The sequence below is a fragment of the Paenibacillus sacheonensis genome (genome assembly GCF_009909195.1).
GTDB lineage: Bacteria > Bacillota > Bacilli > Paenibacillales > Paenibacillaceae > Paenibacillus_Z > Paenibacillus_Z sacheonensis.
Map to the genome: position 1 here is coordinate 71049 of NZ_JAAAMU010000012.1, position 14951 is coordinate 85999.

Genomic DNA, 14951 nt, shown 5'->3' on the forward strand with positions numbered 1-14951 from the left:
TTTCGGATTCGAGCGAAAAACCAAAGGAAAAGGCGCTGAAATCAGCGCCCTCTCAAGTTATCCGAGTCATTATTCGCTCGATCGCTTCCGCCCGAGCCTTTGCGATTGCTGTCATCGTTTCCGTTATTCATGCCGTTGTCATTGCTCTTTCTCGTGTCTTTCCCTTTGTCCTCGTTTGCGCTGCCGCGATTTTGATCGTTGTTTCTACTTTTATCTTTATCGTTGTCCCTGCTGCTGGCGGAACCCTTGTTCTTACTGGTGCCTTTGCTGTTTATATTGTTGTTATCCTTGCTGGTATCCTCGCGCTTGTCCTTATCCTGATCTCGCGTATCCGAAAACATATTTCCGGTGCTTGAACCGGCATGCATGCCGACCATTGCGCCGCTGCCTTGGATAACGCCGCTAGGGCGGCTGTCAGAAGCTTTTTTCGCCTCTTCGCCGCCGCCTTTTACTTTGCTGCCCGAATCCTTGGAAGGATTGGAGCCGATATGGGATTGCTGATGAGAAGGTGCTTTTGAAGGCGGTTTATCATTATCGTCCTTCTTCTGACCACCTTTGCTTACGCTGTCATGACCTCCGCCATTATTGCCCGGGGAATGCTCCATGACATTAATGAAGCCGCCCTGCTGCAAGATTCGGCCGCTATCGGATTCGCCGTTGGTGCCGCGGCCATCATCCTTATTTCCTTTATGCGCGCCATGCTTCTCCTGTTCGTGCTTGACCAGCGCTTCGAGCTGCTTCTTCTGCTTCTCCAGCTGCGCTTCTTTCTCCGCTTCCTTCGATGCATCCGACTTGGCCGGCTGCGGCTTGAGCGTCTGTTGTTTAACCGGCGCGGAAGCGGATGGGCCGGAATTCTTCGCTTCGTTATCTTCGCTATCGCGACCGTTCATGATCGCCGCAACGCCGCCCATCTTCTTCGCCGCTTGATGGATGGATTCTTTCTTCAAGTTATCGATGGAAATCCGGTAGCCTTGCTCCTTCGCCATCAGGTAGAACGCCATTTTACCGGAAGATACGCCTTCACGCTTCGCTTCCTCGCGCACTTCCTTCGGCGCGGACAACGTGGTCACTTCGACCTGCAGCTTCCGGCCCTTGTCGGTCTTGGCGAGCGACTTGCGCACGGCCGAGTCCATATGCGCAGTGAGGTTGATTTCCTCCGCCGGCTTCATAACGTCCTGGACGGCTACGCTCGTAATCACGACGTCGCCTTCGCCGCTGTTCAAGTACGGACCTGCGCTGATCCGGTCCATGATGGCCTCGGTAACGGTCTGCAGCGGAAGCCCTTTATATTTCAAGTCCTTCGTTACTTTCTCGCCATCGACATTAATCGGCCTCAGCTCTTCTACCTGCTCATCCTTGTTGATCCCAAGCTCGATACTCGGATTGACATCCATCGTTAAATAAGCGACGACGGAGGATGGCTTCGAGAATTGCTGTGCAAGGAGAGGGGCGAATAGTACGAGCACGATCGCTGCTGCGCCGGCGCTGAAACTGTACAGCTTGCGCGGCCGCTGCATCCGCCTTTGCTCCGAGAAGGTGAATTCTTCGCCGATCTCGGGCTTGAGCGCAGTTCGCACTTTACGGAATTGACCGTCCGGCATCATTACGATGACGTGTTTGCTGCCAGTTTCCATTACGATTCCACGGCTCATGCTCTCACTCCTTCCACTGCGGGCTTTTCCTTTTGCACCGGGTCTTGAGGTTTAATGTACTGCTGTAAGTAAGGGAAATCTCCATTATGTAAAATCGTCAGCGCGATAATATATTTGCGGTTGCGCTCGATGGTCTTACGCGATACGCCGGTAATTTCGCAGAGCTCCTTGATCGGCAGCTTCTGCTTCGTCTCCAAATAAGCGTAGAGCTCGGGGTCGTTCGCCAATCGTCTGCTGATTGCGATCAGCAGCTGCCTGGAATCGGTATGTTTGGGCGAAATATCGGGCAGTTCGGCGAACGCAATGTCGAATGCTTTGAGCTTGCCGTCGTATTCGCCGATCTCGAGTCTTCGGGCTTCGGCCTCCAGCGTTAGCGAATAGCGATGCATCGCCTCGTTCGTTTCGATCGTGTTGACGGTCGATTCCTCTTCGTCCTCTTGATCGAACGCGCTGTAGGGCACCGTTACGTGATGCCTGCTTTCTTTTCGGACATAGTCAATAAGCCTGCGCCGAATGACCGTTTCGGCGAAGCCGAGGAACGATTTTCCTGCCTGACTTGAGAACTGTCCGATCGCTTCGTCGAAAGCAGCGAGCGCGATACTGAATTCATCCGCTCTTGCGGGATCAATATAACGTTTGCAAAATCGGCTCGTTACTTTTGCGATATAAGGCTGGTAAGCGTTGATGAATGCGTCGCGGGACGCTTCTCCACGGCGAATCTGCTCGATCATTTCTTCCGGAGCGATTCGGTTATCGGGGGTGACCGCGGACGTATCGTGCTTGCCGCCGAAAATTCGTTTGAACAGAACGAGTAACAACCAGCTCCACCTCACATGTACAGTATTCGAGTCCTCTTGTTTGGTTTGAGGGGGTAGAGATTAGTGATTTCTAATAATTTCGCGAAAGACCCGGCAATCCAGCAAAACCAAGTCCCGTGCAATAAAAAAGCCCCCTTCGTCAGGAGGCTTTTGCCGCTAACAATATCCTTCAGAGGTTTTGCGTTGTCTGAGCTTGTTGCGCCGTTGATTCAATACGCCAAGCCGCTTCTTTAAATCGCCCTGCCAGCTTTCGTCGCCGATTTGCTTCGCGAAGCTGAGCAGGTCCAGCGCCATGTCGATCTGATTGCTGACGACTTCCAGAGGATCTTCATTCTCGTTATTGACGCAATTCTCGAACAGCTCTTGATCTTCCTGTTCGACGTATTCAATGAAATCGACCTCGGATGCGCCGTCCCCATGCGCATATTCCGCCAGGATTTCATATTCGTTCTCGATTAAATAATGAATTTCGACGCGATGACAAACCGGACAAAACAGAATCGGGACATTGTGAATATGGGTACGAAAATGCTTCAACGTACCGTTCGTGCCAATCATGCTGGCACCGCAGCAAAAGCTCATGCCGGATTCCCTCCTTAACTGCTTACCACAATTCTCGCCTCTTGAAACATGATTTAACTTATTCGCACTGCGACGGCAAAATTCCTGCTTGCGCACGGCAACCTGTTCTAATCCGGTACTTTAGGAATAGGAAGAAAGCCCGAGGTCTGTGAAAGACCTCGGGCTTTGTCGGACATGGGCTCTATATTATTTCGCAACCAGGTTTTTGTCGCCTGGTTTCCAGTTGATCGGGCACAGGCCGCCGGATTGCAATGCTTGCAATACGCGCAGCGTTTCTTCAACGGAACGGCCAACGTCGTTGTGGTTAACGACTTGGTATTTGATTTCGCCTTCCGGATCGATGATGAACAGGCCGCGAAGCGCGATGCCTTCTTCTTCGATCAGAACGCCATAGTCGCGGGCAACGTTTTTCGTGATATCGGCTGCAAGCGGGAAGTTCAGCTTGCCAAGACCGTTGTCATTGACAGGCGTATTGATCCAAGCACGGTGGCTGTGTTTGCTGTCTACGCTGACGCCGAGGATTTCGGTGTTCAGTTTCGAGAATTCTTCAGCCGCCGAGCTAAGCGCCGTAATTTCTGTAGGGCATACAAACGTGAAATCCAATGGGTAGAAGAAGAGTACCAGCCATTTGCCTTTGTAATCGGAAAGAGCAGCCGTGCTGAAATCTTGACCATTGCCTGTTGCGGTCTCCATCGAGAATTCAGGAGCCGGACGACCAACCAAACGTTCTGCCATGTAAAAAACCTCCTAAAAGTTTGAATGATATACGGTTGAGAATGAAACTCATTTGGTGACTACGTTTAGAATAATACCAACTATTAAGAACGAAGTCAATATTGAAGTTATTACTTACTTATAATTATTCTAAATTACTTCTTCATTGCGGCGATGATGAGATCGCCCATTTCGATCGTGCCGATCGCTTTGCTCTTATCCACAGCGATATCGCCGGTACGATGTCCTGCATCCAGTACGGACTTCACCGCATCCTCGATGCACTGCGCTGCTTCAGCATAGCCGAATGTCAGGCGGAACATGAGCGCTACGGACAAAATCGTCGCGATCGGATTGGAGATACCTTGGCCCGCAATGTCGGGAGCCGAGCCGTGTACCGGTTCGTACAGGCCGAAGCTGCCTTCGCCGAGCGATGCGGAGGACAACATTCCGATCGAACCCGTCAGCATTGCGGCTTCATCGCTGATGATATCGCCGAACATGTTCTCCGTTACGATAACGTCGAAACTTGACGGACGACGGAGCAGCTGCATCGCGCAGTTGTCGACAAGCACATGCTCCAATTCGACATCCGGATATTCGACCGCGATCCGATTCACGACTTCGCGCCACAGGCGGGACGTTTCCAGCACGTTCGCTTTATCGACGGAAGCCAGCTTCTTGCGGCGGGTACGCGCGATTTCAAAGCCTTGGCGGGCGATGCGTTCTACTTCCTTCACGTTGTATACGCATGTATCCACCGCTTCTTCGCCGTGCTCGCCCTCGCGGCGGAATTTCTCGCCGAAGTAGATGCCGCCCGTAAGCTCGCGCACGACGATCAGGTCCGTGCCGTCAAGCACTTCCGGTTTCAGCGTGGATGCTTCTTTTAAACAGTCGAACACGTTCGCCGGGCGAATGTTGGAGAACAAGCCGAGCGCTTTACGAATGCCGAGCAAGCCGGTTTCAGGGCGAAGCTCTTTGGAATTGTTGTCCCATTTCGGGCCGCCGACCGCGCCGAGAAGTACGGCATCGGCGTTCTTGCAGATGTCGAGCGTTTCCTGCGGAAGCGGCGTACCTTTCTCGTCGATTGCGATGCCGCCGAACAGGCCGTGCTCGGTTTCGAATTGATAGCCGAACAGTTCTTCCGTTTTCTTCAATACTTTCAGCGCCTCGCCGACTACCTCCGGGCCGATGCCGTCACCGGCGATTACTGCGATTTTTTTTACGTCCGCCATGGAATAAACGCTCCTCTTATTCAGGACCTGCTAGCCGTCCTTGATTATGGTTCTCAGTCTACCCTAGTTGTACCACAACGACGCCATAAAGACAAAGATATGAAAGCTATGACTTTTATAGGCTCAGCATATAAGAGGACGATTCAGACTAGCTTTCGCCGGTCTGCGCGGCCTGGTTTGGTTCTAATTTGGTTCTAATCCGGAGATTGATCGCGCGTTTGTGAATGTGCTTGATCTTGCGATTGAGCTTCTCCATCGAACTCCGGCCGTTCAGACAACTCGGCAAGGTTCGGCTGCGGATGCTGCTGTGCCGCGCCGGCCAGCTCGCGGTCGCGCCACCGCTGGTTCACTCCTGTTATTCCGAAGCAGATCGCGCCAAGCAATGCGAATGCGATGATTTTATAGAACGTATCCTCGCCCGATAAATCGAACAGCATCGCTTTGAAGGCCACGATGACCAGCACGGCCGAGCCGAACCAGCGGAACAAACGTCCTCGGCTGTATGCGCCCCATAAGTAGAGAAGCAATGCATAGACCGCCCATGCGACGGACAACAACAGTCCGGTCCCCATGTGCCAATCGTATTCATCCGCCGCATTCGTAAGCTGAACCGTCAGCAGCCCGCCGACGACCAGATGCGAGAGAATGGCGTACATATGGCCCAGCAGCATATTGTCCGCTTCCCTATGGAGGCTCTTATAGCGGAACATTCTAGAGAAGCAGAAGCCGATGGCGGCCAGCAGCATCCACGCCACAGCGCCTCCGTTCAGAAAAGGTACATAGACCGCGAACCAGTCCATTCTCGGTACGTCCCACGTCGTTCCGAACCAATACGTGCCCGTGAACAGCCAAATCATCGATGCAGCCAGTTTAAGCAGGTCCGATCGAAGCTTCATGCCGGCAATTCCGATCAGCGCCGCCACCAACGACCAGACATAGACACCGATGACGGGATGATATTCCGAGCCTCCGCCGATCTCGGCTAGCCCGATCAAGAGCATGAAGGCACCGAACAGCAGATGCGACCAAAATGCGGTCTTCATTTGTTTGCCGAACTTGATGACGATTTCGCTCATGGCCAAATACAGGATGCCGATCGCCGCGAACAGCAGCGTCATCGACAATCGGCTGCCCAGCAGCGCAGGCGCCCACAAGCAGAAGATGACCGTATTCGCGAAGCTCGCATAGAGGTTCCAACCCGCGAACCCGCACTTCTCCCGCCATGCGGAGACGAAGAACGCGAGCGCATAGAAGACGAAAGCGGCAGAAGCATAGGACATCGGCATCGTAAACCATCCGCTGTCGAGATGCGTGAATTGCATGTAGTACACGGCATACAAGAGCCATGTGGCTGCGAAAGCGCCTATTCTCGGCTCCAGCCAAGACTTTGCGACGCCGATGGCGAAGTACGCGGCATTCACGACCAACAGATACAGGAAGAGCGGGAATACATGGTCCGCATCCGGCCGAAGCACAAGCGGCGCCAGCAGCGCTCCGCCAAGTCCGAGCCCCAACAGCAGCCGGTAATCGAAGCGGTACGCGTAGAGCGTTATGCCGACCGTAATCGCCGTCATGACGATGAAGACGGTGAGCGGCTCCCAGATCGCTTCGTAGACGCCGGCGTACGCGCTGGTCATATACCAGACGGCCGCTCCGAGTCCAAGCAGGATTTCACCGGCGAGTCTTCTCTCGGCGCGCTTGGCGAATGCCAGTCCCGACATGCCGGCAGCGGCTCCGAATAGCATGCCGAAGCCTAGTTTCATAGGTACGGTGATCAAGTCTTGCTCGACGGTGTACTTGAACAGCGTCGCAAGCGCAGCAAGCAGGAATAATACGCCAATCAGCGTCGTCCAATGCCTTTTCCACAATTCATTCATTCGGGCAGCCCCCAGTTGGGATGAAGTTTTAGGATGTGCTCCTAATTCCCATTGTAGAGCCGACAGCCCCGCCTCATAAGTACTAACTTTCTCTGGTACCTGGCCTTTGGCACATCACTTGTCTGCGCCTGCATTTGAAACCGCGACTGTGACTGTATCCGCGACTACAACTGCAACTACAAACTCAGGCCGAATCAAAACAACTCGTGATCCTTCGCTTTCTGCGCCGCATCCTTGCTGCTCTTCCCGCCGATTTTGCGCAAAATATTGCCCACGTGATTCTTCACCGTTCGCAGCGACAGAAACGACTGCTCCGCTATCTGCGTCTGGCTGTAGCCTTCATGGATCATCGACAGCAGCTGTACCTCCGAAGGCGTCAGCATGCGCTTGAATTTGTCCGTCTCGTACTCGCGCTCCACCTTCTTCAGCCTGCGGAATTCCTCCAGCATCTGTCTGGCGGCGAAAGCGTCGATGGCGGAACGGTCCGCCGAAGCTTGCCTGACCGCTTCCGGAATGGCGGCAAAGTCCGACTTTACGAGATAGTTGACCGCGCCGGCCCGGAACGCCTCCGCGACGAATGCCCGATCCTCCATCGACGTTAGCATAATGATGCGCGCCTGCGAGGCTCCGCCCAAAGCGCCCGCCAGCTTGAGCCCTTCAGGGCTGTCCGCGAGCATAATATCAAGCAGGATGACATCCGGCACGGCCTCTGCTGCCAGCTGCACCGCCGCAGCCGGGTCGTCCGTCTCGGAGACGACCGTCAAGTCCGGCTCGTTGTTCAAGTACGCGATCAACCCTCTGCGCCAATCCGGGTCGTCTTCGACAAGCATGACGCGTATCGGTGTGCCGTTCATCGCCGGCCTCCTCTCTGTCTTCGTACGGCGCGGAAATGAAACCGTACGGTCGTGCCCGCCCCGGGCTCGCTGCTTATCCGAAGCTCGCCGCCCTGGCGGCTCATAAGCTGGATGCAATACGCCAGCCCGAGTCCGAAATTCATCGCCTTGCCGCTCTTCGTCGTGAAGAACGGCTCCGTCACTTTGCGGAGCTGCGCCTTCTCGATTCCCGTTCCCGTATCGCGTATTTCGATCGTACTGCCTCGTTTCCCGCCGATCACCGAGATGCTCAGCTGACCGCCTCGGGGCATGGCGTCGATCGCATTTTGCAGCACGTTGTGGATGGCTTCCTTCGTCTGCTCCGGATCCGCTTCGGCGGAAGCGGACTCATCCAGCTGCTCGCGTATGTCAATGCCCCGCTCGGCTGTCTGTGCGGCGATCGCTGCAAGCTGACTGCGAACCAGGCCGGAGAGCTGCACGATGCGCGGCTGAAGCCGCAGCTCCTGCGTTCGCTCGTGAACGCTGCGAATCATGGCTTCGATATGCGCGGCGGCCGTGCCGACCACCTTCAAGTCCGCGCGAAGCCCTTCTTGGCCTTCGGCTTCCCGTCCGATTTTGTCGGCGAACAGCTTAATCTTGCCGATGTCGTTCTTGATCGCATGATTGAGCATGGCGGTACCGCTCGTAATGGCGCGGAAAGAGTAGTCCAGCTGACGTTTCTCAATAAGCAGCTGCACGCCGAGGAAGCCGAAATTGAACAAGGAGAAAATGAAGATGACGAAAGCAAAACCGATCGGCCACACATTGTACACCCATAATCGGTACAATCCGAACAGCGGCAGCACATAATTCATCGCGACCGCGATCAGGACCGCCGGCATGACCGCCAACAGCAACAGCGCGTGCGCTCGCCGTTCCGCGGGATGCACATGCGCCTTGCACAGCAGCAGCACAGCCCCGAGCACGAAATAAGGCAGCGCCCAGGTCGCGAGCCAATTATATTGAACGGGGTAGTGGTTATTAAGCGGAAGAAGCAGCATGCCAAGCGGCGGCACGATTGCCGCGTAAGGAAGCCACCGGTAAATCCCGGCCGGCAGCAGATCCCGGTTATAGGCCGCGCCGAAACACAAGAACCCGAAGGGAAGCCCGTAATAGCTGGTCCACGAACAGCCGCGCTGCATGGAACGCAGCACCTGCTCGCCCGATAAATCGATCGCGCCGCTGTCCAGCCAAGCCGCGATCCAGCCCTCCACCACCGAAGCCAATGCTCCCGTTCCACCGCAAAACGCCACCAAACTCAGCCAGCGCCCCGCCGGATTCCGCCGGTTGGCAGTAAGCAGAAGTCCTGCCGCGACCCAAAGCACGATCCAAACAAACAACATCTTCCGGAAGCTCCCCCAGTGACCTGATAACTGTCTGATTTTCCTACATTATAGCACGGGAAAAGCTAGTCCTTCGCACGGATTTACAACGGCAGTTCTACAACAAACGTACTAGATGGAGGAAGCAAGACGACCTGAGGCTTGCTGCTCTAAGGTCCCGCCCTATTCTTTCACTCTGTTGCCCTAAAGCTCGGCCTCTCTGTACCGCCCTAAGCTCAGCCTCTCTGTCAAGCCCCCAAGGCAAGACGACCTGAGGCTTGCTGCTCTAAGGTTCCGCCTTATTCTTTCGCTCTGTCGCCCTAAAGCTCGGCCTCTGTGTATCGCCCTCACGCCCCAAGGCAAGACGACCTGAGGCTTGCTGCTCTAATCTTGACGCTCCCGATTCGCTCTGTATCGTGTCGCTCTAAGTCTCTGCAGTGCCGCCCCTGAAAAAACAAAAACGCCCCAGTAAGCCCGCGAGGGCCACTGAAGCGTCACCTGTCCTAATCCTTTAAAGGTTCTATTAACAAGAGCGCCCGGAGGGAGGGACGGAGTCGGAGCGTCGCCTTTGTAGTCGGATTTCCACCTCTAAATGTCTAATAAAATGAGGAAATCCGAACTACGACAGCGATCGCAGACCCGTCCCGCCCGCAGGGCGCCCCCTTGTTCAATGAGCCTTTAAATCAGGCTCATTTTGTCGCGCCGCCCCGGCGTCTTCCGTTTCTCCACCAGGCGGTTCAACGCGTCGACGTACGCACGCGCGCTCGCTTCGAGGATATCGGTGCTGACGCCGCGGCCTTGAGCGGACACGTCGCCCTGTTTCAGGACGACATGCACTTCGCCGAGCGCGTCCTTGCCGTGCGTAACGGACTTGATGGAGTAATCCTCAAGCTCCACGGTCTCCGACGTCAGCGCATCGATGGCGTTGTAGATCGCATCGACGGAGCCGTTGCCTTCCGCCCGCGTCTCCTGCACGCTGCCGTCCGCCATGCGAATGCTCAGCGTTGCGTTAGGCGTGGACTGGTTGCCGTAGCTGACTTGAATCTGCTCGAGCGTATACACCTCGGGCGCATCGACAAGCTTCTCTTCCAGCATGGCGCGAATATCTTCGTCGCTGACGTTCTTCTTCTTGTCCGCGAGATCTTTGAACTTGGCGAACGCCCCGTTCACGGCTTCATCGGAAAGCTCATAGCCCAGATCGATCAGCTTCTCGCGGAATGCGGCGCGTCCGGAGTGTTTGCCGAGCACGAGCTTGGAGTCGATCAAACCGATCGTTTCCGGCGAAATGATCTCGTACGTCGTTTTTTCCTTCAGCATGCCGTCTTGGTGAATGCCCGATTCATGCGCAAAGGCATTCGCGCCGACGATCGCCTTGTTGCCCGGAACGACCATGCCCGTCAGTCTGCTGACCAGTCGGCTCGTCTTGGCGATTTCTTTCAGGTTCAGGCCCGTCGTCGCCCCGAAGAAATCGGAACGGGTCGCAAGCGCCATCGCGACTTCTTCGATCGCCGTGTTGCCCGCGCGCTCGCCGATGCCGTTGATCGTGCCTTCGATTTGGTCGGCGCCGTTCAAGATCGCGGCCAGCGCATTCGCCGTCGCCATGCCAAGATCGTCATGGCAGTGCGCGCTGAGCTGGATTTTCTCGATGCCCGGCACTTGCTCTTTCAAGGTTTTGAAAATATGACCGTATTCCGAAGGATTCATGTAACCGACCGTATCCGGAATGTTGATGACCGAGGCTCCCGCCTTGATGGCCATATCCGTCACTTGGCAGAGGAAGTCCAGTTCCGTGCGGCCCGCATCCTCGGCGGAAAATTCGATCTTGCTGAAAAATTGCTTCGCATACCGGATGGCGCGCTCTGCCGTCTCGAGCACCTGCTCCTTCTCCATGCGCAGCTTATGCTTGCGGTGGATCGGAGACGTAGCGAGGAACAGATGGAGGCAAGGGTCCTGAGCGCCCTTCAGCGCCTCGACCACGGCATCGATATCCTGTTCGCGCGAACGGGACAGGCCGATGACCGTCGCGTTCTTCACGGCGCGGGCTACCGCGTTAACCGCGGCGAGATCGCCCGGGGAAGCTGCCGGAAAACCCGCTTCGATGCGGTCTACGCCAAGCTTCTCGAGCTGATAGGCGATTTCCAGCTTTTCTTTCGTGTTCAAGTTCACGCCCGGGGATTGCTCGCCGTCACGAAGCGTCGTATCGAAAATATATATTTTGCGCATTAGTTACACCTCGGACTTCAAGAATAATCCCGGATAGCGAAACGGCCCTGACGTCTATCGCATACGCAAGAGACGCAGGGGCCGGTCCGCATATCCGGGCAACCATGCTTTTATATTTCAAAGGTATGACCGGATCGCCCGGTTCATGAATGTATATTACTTCTTGATCCAGTGCATCAGTTCGCGAAGTTGACCGCCGACCACTTCGATCGGGTGCTGCGCTTCGTTGCGGCGAGTAGCCGACATGAATGCATTGTTGGATTGGTTTTCCAAGATGAAATCGCGCGCGAATTTACCTTGTTGGATATCGGTAAGAACGGCTTTCATCGCTTTTTTCGTTTCGTCCGTTACGATGCGAGGACCTGTAACATAGTCGCCATATTCCGCCGTGTTGGAGATGGAATCGCGCATCGTGGACAGGCCGCCTTCATACATCAGGTCAACGATGAGCTTCAGCTCGTGCAGACACTCGAAGTATGCCATTTCAGGCGCGTAGCCAGCTTCAACCAAGGTTTCGAAGCCTGCTTTAACCAGTGCAGTCGCACCGCCGCAAAGTACCGCTTGCTCGCCGAACAGATCGGTTTCGGTTTCTTCGCGGAACGAAGTTTCGATAACCCCTGCGCGCGTGCAGCCGATGCCTTTGGCATAAGCAAGGCCGATTGCTTGCGCGTTGCCCGTAGCGTCTTGCTCGATCGCGATCAGACCAGGAACGCCGAAGCCTTCAACGTACGTACGGCGAACCATGTGACCTGGCGATTTAGGAGCAACGAGCAATACGTCGTTGTCTTTGCGAGGTTTGATTTGGCCGAAGTGCACGTTGAAACCGTGGGAGAACATCAAAGCTGCGCCTTGTTTCAGGTTCGGCTCGATTTCTTCTTTGTACACGCGCGCTTGCGTTTCGTCCGGCATCAGGATTTGTACGACGTCAGCCAATTTAACGGCTTCGCCGACGGACAATACTTCGAAACCGTCGTTTTTGGCTTTTTCAGCGGATTTGCCGGCACGAAGACCGATGATGACTTTCAGGCCGCTGTCGCGCAGGTTTTGCGCTTGCGCGTGGCCTTGGGAACCGTAACCGATAACTGCGATTGTTTTGCCTTGCAGAACGCTTTGGTCTGCATCTTTTTCATAATACAATGTAACTGCCATGTGTAAATGAAGCCTCCTTTTATTTAACCCTTTTGAGCGGGTGTTACAGGCGGGACGTCTCGGCAGCAAACTGCAAGTCTGGCAAGCCGCTCGTCCAAAATCGCGTCTCCGCGCTCTAACCCCCGCTCAAAAGCGGCGTCTTCGCTCATTTCATTCGTTTGTTACATTCATTCCTCGTCCGATAACGTTACGTTGTCTTGCGCACGATTCGTCCGACGGTTTACTTCGCGTTGCCGCGGGTCATTGCGGTGACGCCCGTACGGGACAGCTCGCGAATGCCGTACGGCTTCATGAGTTCAACCATCGCATCGATCTTCTCCGTATCGCCGACAACCTGTACCATCATGGAGTGCGTGCCGATATCGACGACGGCAGCCCGGAACGTCTCCACGACGCCCATGATTTCCGGACGGGAGGCAGGCTCCGCGCTTACTTTGATCAAGGCCAGTTCGCGTCCAACCATCGGGTTGGCGCTGAGATCGACGACTTTGATGACATCGATGAGCTTGTACAATTGCTTAATGACTTGTTCCAGCGTGTTGTCGTCGCCCGTCGTGACGATGACCATCCGGGACAAGCCGGCTTCCTCGCTTGTCCCGACGGTGATGCTCTCGATATTGAAGCCGCGGCGTCCGAACAAGCCGGATACGCGCTGGAGGACGCCGGGCTGGTCATTGACAAGAACGGCTACTGTATGTCTTTTCATTCCGCATCCCCCATTAACATTTGATCGATCGTGGATCCTTGCGTAACCATCGGATACACGTTTTCATGCTTGCGAACAACGAATTCCACGACAGCCGGACCCGGGTGGTTCATGGCTTCGATCCATACCGCACGCGCGTCTTCCTTATTCGTTGCCCGGAATCCTTTAACCCCGTACGCTTCCGCCAATTTCACGAAATCCGGACTGCCGGACAGATCGATGTGGCTGTAGCGATTCTCGTAAATCAGCTCCTGCCATTGACGCACCATGCCGAGTACTTGGTTGTTGATGATAACAACCTTGACCGGAATGTTGTTGATGGCACAGATCGCGAGCTCCTGCGCGCACATTTGCATGCCGCCGTCGCCGTTGATGGAGATGACGAGCCGGTCCGGATTCGCCATCTGAGCGCCGATCGCGGACGGGAAACCGAAGCCCATCGTGCCGAGGCCGCCGGAGGTAACCCAGGAGCGCGGCTTGTTGAACTTGTAGAACTGCGCAGCCCACATTTGATGCTGGCCGACGTCCGTCGTAACGATCGCTTCGCCTTTGGATTCCTCATAGAGCATCTCGATAACCCATTGCGGCTTCAGCTCGTCTTCGCTGTCCTTGTACCTGAACGGCTTCTCCTGCTTGGATGCCAGCAGCTGCGCGCGCCATGCATCGGCTTTCGCTGCGTATTTCACGTCTTTGTTCGCGATTTGGAGCACCGTCTTCACGTCGCCCACGATCGGAATGTCCGTCGGCACGTTTTTGCCGATTTCCGCCGGATCGATGTCGATGTGAACGATTTTGGCATGCGGCGCAAAGCCGGCCAGTTTGCCCGTTACGCGGTCATCGAAGCGAGCTCCGATATTGATGAGCAAATCCGACGTTTGGATCGCCGTGTTCGCCGTGTACGTACCGTGCATGCCCGGCATGCCGAGCCAGAGGTCTTCGCCGCTTGGGTAAGCTCCCAGACCGAGCAGCGTCGTCGTAATCGGGATACCCGATTTCGCGATGAACTCATGCAGTTCCTCGTGTCCGCCCGAATAGACGACGCCGCCGCCAGCCAGCACGAGCGGGCGTTCCGCTTCCTGAATCGCTTTGATCATTTTGTCGACCTGCAGCTTGTTCGGCTGCACGGTCGGATTGTAGCCCCGAATGTTTACTTCCGTTACCGGCTCGAACATCGTCAGTTCGGCAGATACGTCCTTCGGAATATCGATCAAGACAGGACCTTTGCGGCCCGTATTGGCGATGTGGAACGCTTCGTGGATGATACGAGGCAGGTCGGCTGCCTTGCGTACCAGATAGCTGTGCTTCGTAATCGGCATCGTAATGCCCGTAATGTCCGCTTCCTGGAAAGCATCCGTGCCGATCAAAGTCGTGGCTACGTTACCGGTGATGACGACCAGCGGCACCGAATCCATATACGCAGTGGCGATGCCCGTGACCAGGTTCGTAGCGCCGGGTCCCGATGTCGCGATGCAGACGCCGACTTTGCCGCTTGCCCGCGCATAGCCGTCCGCCGCATGAATGGCGCCTTGCTCGTGGCGGGTCAGCAGATGCTGAAAGTCCGAAAAGCCATGCATGGCGTCGTAGATGTACAGCACCGCGCCGCCCGGGTAACCGAACACGCAATCGACATCCTCAAGCACCAAGCTGCGAAGTAAAATTTCTGAGCCCGAGATGACCTCCGGTTGTCTCAGCTTTTCCTTAATTTCCTCTTTTGACCTTAACGTTGCATGTTGAGCGACCATTAAGTCGTCCTCCCTTCTAAAAAAACAAAAAACCTTTCGTCTCCAGATGCATGCCGCAT

12 protein-coding genes are annotated in these 14951 nt (G+C 55.4%); all 12 read right to left on the reverse strand.

The features are described 5' to 3' along the window. Positions 1-41 precede the first annotated feature (41 nt). Positions 42-1652, reverse strand: coding sequence for an anti-sigma factor domain-containing protein (locus GT003_RS21060; protein WP_161701503.1), 1611 nt, complete (start codon positions 1650-1652; stop codon positions 42-44). Then, positions 1649-2470, reverse strand: a complete 822-nt coding sequence (gene sigI / locus GT003_RS21065) for an RNA polymerase sigma factor SigI (RefSeq protein WP_161701505.1) — start codon at positions 2468-2470, stop codon at positions 1649-1651. Before sigI ends, GT003_RS21060 begins: the two co-directional genes overlap by 4 nt. A 156-nt stretch (positions 2471-2626) precedes the next feature. Then, positions 2627-3052 carry a hypothetical protein gene (locus tag GT003_RS21070; protein ID WP_161701507.1) on the reverse strand — a complete coding sequence of 142 codons (426 nt, stop codon included), beginning with the start codon at positions 3050-3052 and terminating at the stop codon, positions 2627-2629. Between the two features lie 186 nt (positions 3053-3238). Next, the gene (locus tag GT003_RS21075) at positions 3239-3787 is read right to left on the reverse strand and encodes a peroxiredoxin (RefSeq protein ID WP_161701509.1); all 549 of its coding nucleotides are present in this window, start codon (positions 3785-3787) and stop codon (positions 3239-3241) included. Between the two features lie 134 nt (positions 3788-3921). Next, positions 3922-5001, reverse strand: coding sequence for a 3-isopropylmalate dehydrogenase (gene leuB / locus GT003_RS21080; protein WP_161701511.1), 1080 nt, complete (start codon positions 4999-5001; stop codon positions 3922-3924). 194 nt (positions 5002-5195) lie between these two features. After that, positions 5196-6878, reverse strand: coding sequence for a DUF2339 domain-containing protein (locus GT003_RS21085; RefSeq protein WP_161701513.1), 1683 nt, complete (start codon positions 6876-6878; stop codon positions 5196-5198). A gap of 194 nt (positions 6879-7072) precedes the next feature. Further along, on the reverse strand, positions 7073-7732 hold the full coding sequence (locus GT003_RS21090) for a response regulator (RefSeq protein ID WP_161701515.1): 660 nt from the start codon (positions 7730-7732) through the stop codon (positions 7073-7075). Further along, positions 7729-9093: a sensor histidine kinase gene (locus GT003_RS21095; protein ID WP_161701517.1), complete on the reverse strand. Its 1365-nt coding sequence runs from the start codon at positions 9091-9093 to the stop codon at positions 7729-7731. Before GT003_RS21095 ends, GT003_RS21090 begins: the two co-directional genes overlap by 4 nt. 657 nt (positions 9094-9750) lie before the next feature. Next, the gene (locus GT003_RS21100) at positions 9751-11295 is read right to left on the reverse strand and encodes a 2-isopropylmalate synthase (RefSeq protein ID WP_161701519.1); all 1545 of its coding nucleotides are present in this window, start codon (positions 11293-11295) and stop codon (positions 9751-9753) included. A gap of 156 nt (positions 11296-11451) precedes the next feature. Next, on the reverse strand, positions 11452-12444 hold the full coding sequence (gene ilvC / locus GT003_RS21105; RefSeq protein ID WP_161701759.1) for a ketol-acid reductoisomerase: 993 nt from the start codon (positions 12442-12444) through the stop codon (positions 11452-11454). A 220-nt stretch (positions 12445-12664) separates the two neighbouring features. After that, complete coding sequence (gene ilvN / locus GT003_RS21110) at positions 12665-13150, reverse strand: acetolactate synthase small subunit (RefSeq protein WP_161701521.1); 486 nt, start codon at positions 13148-13150, stop codon at positions 12665-12667. After that, entirely contained in the window at positions 13147-14892 is a 1746-nt protein-coding gene (gene ilvB / locus GT003_RS21115) for a biosynthetic-type acetolactate synthase large subunit (RefSeq protein WP_161701523.1), read from the reverse strand. The genes ilvN and ilvB overlap by 4 nt, the downstream gene beginning before the upstream one ends. Between the last annotated feature and the right edge of the window lie 59 nt (positions 14893-14951).

Bases quoted from the DNA above. Each gene is read 5' to 3' on its own strand.
- GT003_RS21060 (WP_161701503.1), bottom strand. From the start codon at position 1,652: ATGAGCCGTGGAATCGTAATGGAAACTGGCAGCAAACACGTCATCGTA.
- GT003_RS21070 (WP_161701507.1), bottom strand. From the start codon at position 3,052: ATGAGCTTTTGCTGCGGTGCCAGCATGATTGGCACGAACGGTACGTTG.
- GT003_RS21075 (WP_161701509.1), bottom strand. From the start codon at position 3,787: ATGGCAGAACGTTTGGTTGGTCGTCCGGCTCCTGAATTCTCGATGGAG.
- leuB (WP_161701511.1), bottom strand. From the start codon at position 5,001: ATGGCGGACGTAAAAAAAATCGCAGTAATCGCCGGTGACGGCATCGGC.
- GT003_RS21085 (WP_161701513.1), bottom strand. From the start codon at position 6,878: ATGAATGAATTGTGGAAAAGGCATTGGACGACGCTGATTGGCGTATTA.
- GT003_RS21090 (WP_161701515.1), bottom strand. From the start codon at position 7,732: ATGAACGGCACACCGATACGCGTCATGCTTGTCGAAGACGACCCGGAT.
- GT003_RS21095 (WP_161701517.1), bottom strand. From the start codon at position 9,093: ATGTTGTTTGTTTGGATCGTGCTTTGGGTCGCGGCAGGACTTCTGCTT.
- GT003_RS21100 (WP_161701519.1), bottom strand. From the start codon at position 11,295: ATGCGCAAAATATATATTTTCGATACGACGCTTCGTGACGGCGAGCAA.
- ilvC (WP_161701759.1), bottom strand. From the start codon at position 12,444: ATGGCAGTTACATTGTATTATGAAAAAGATGCAGACCAAAGCGTTCTG.
- ilvN (WP_161701521.1), bottom strand. From the start codon at position 13,150: ATGAAAAGACATACAGTAGCCGTTCTTGTCAATGACCAGCCCGGCGTC.
- ilvB (WP_161701523.1), bottom strand. From the start codon at position 14,892: ATGGTCGCTCAACATGCAACGTTAAGGTCAAAAGAGGAAATTAAGGAA.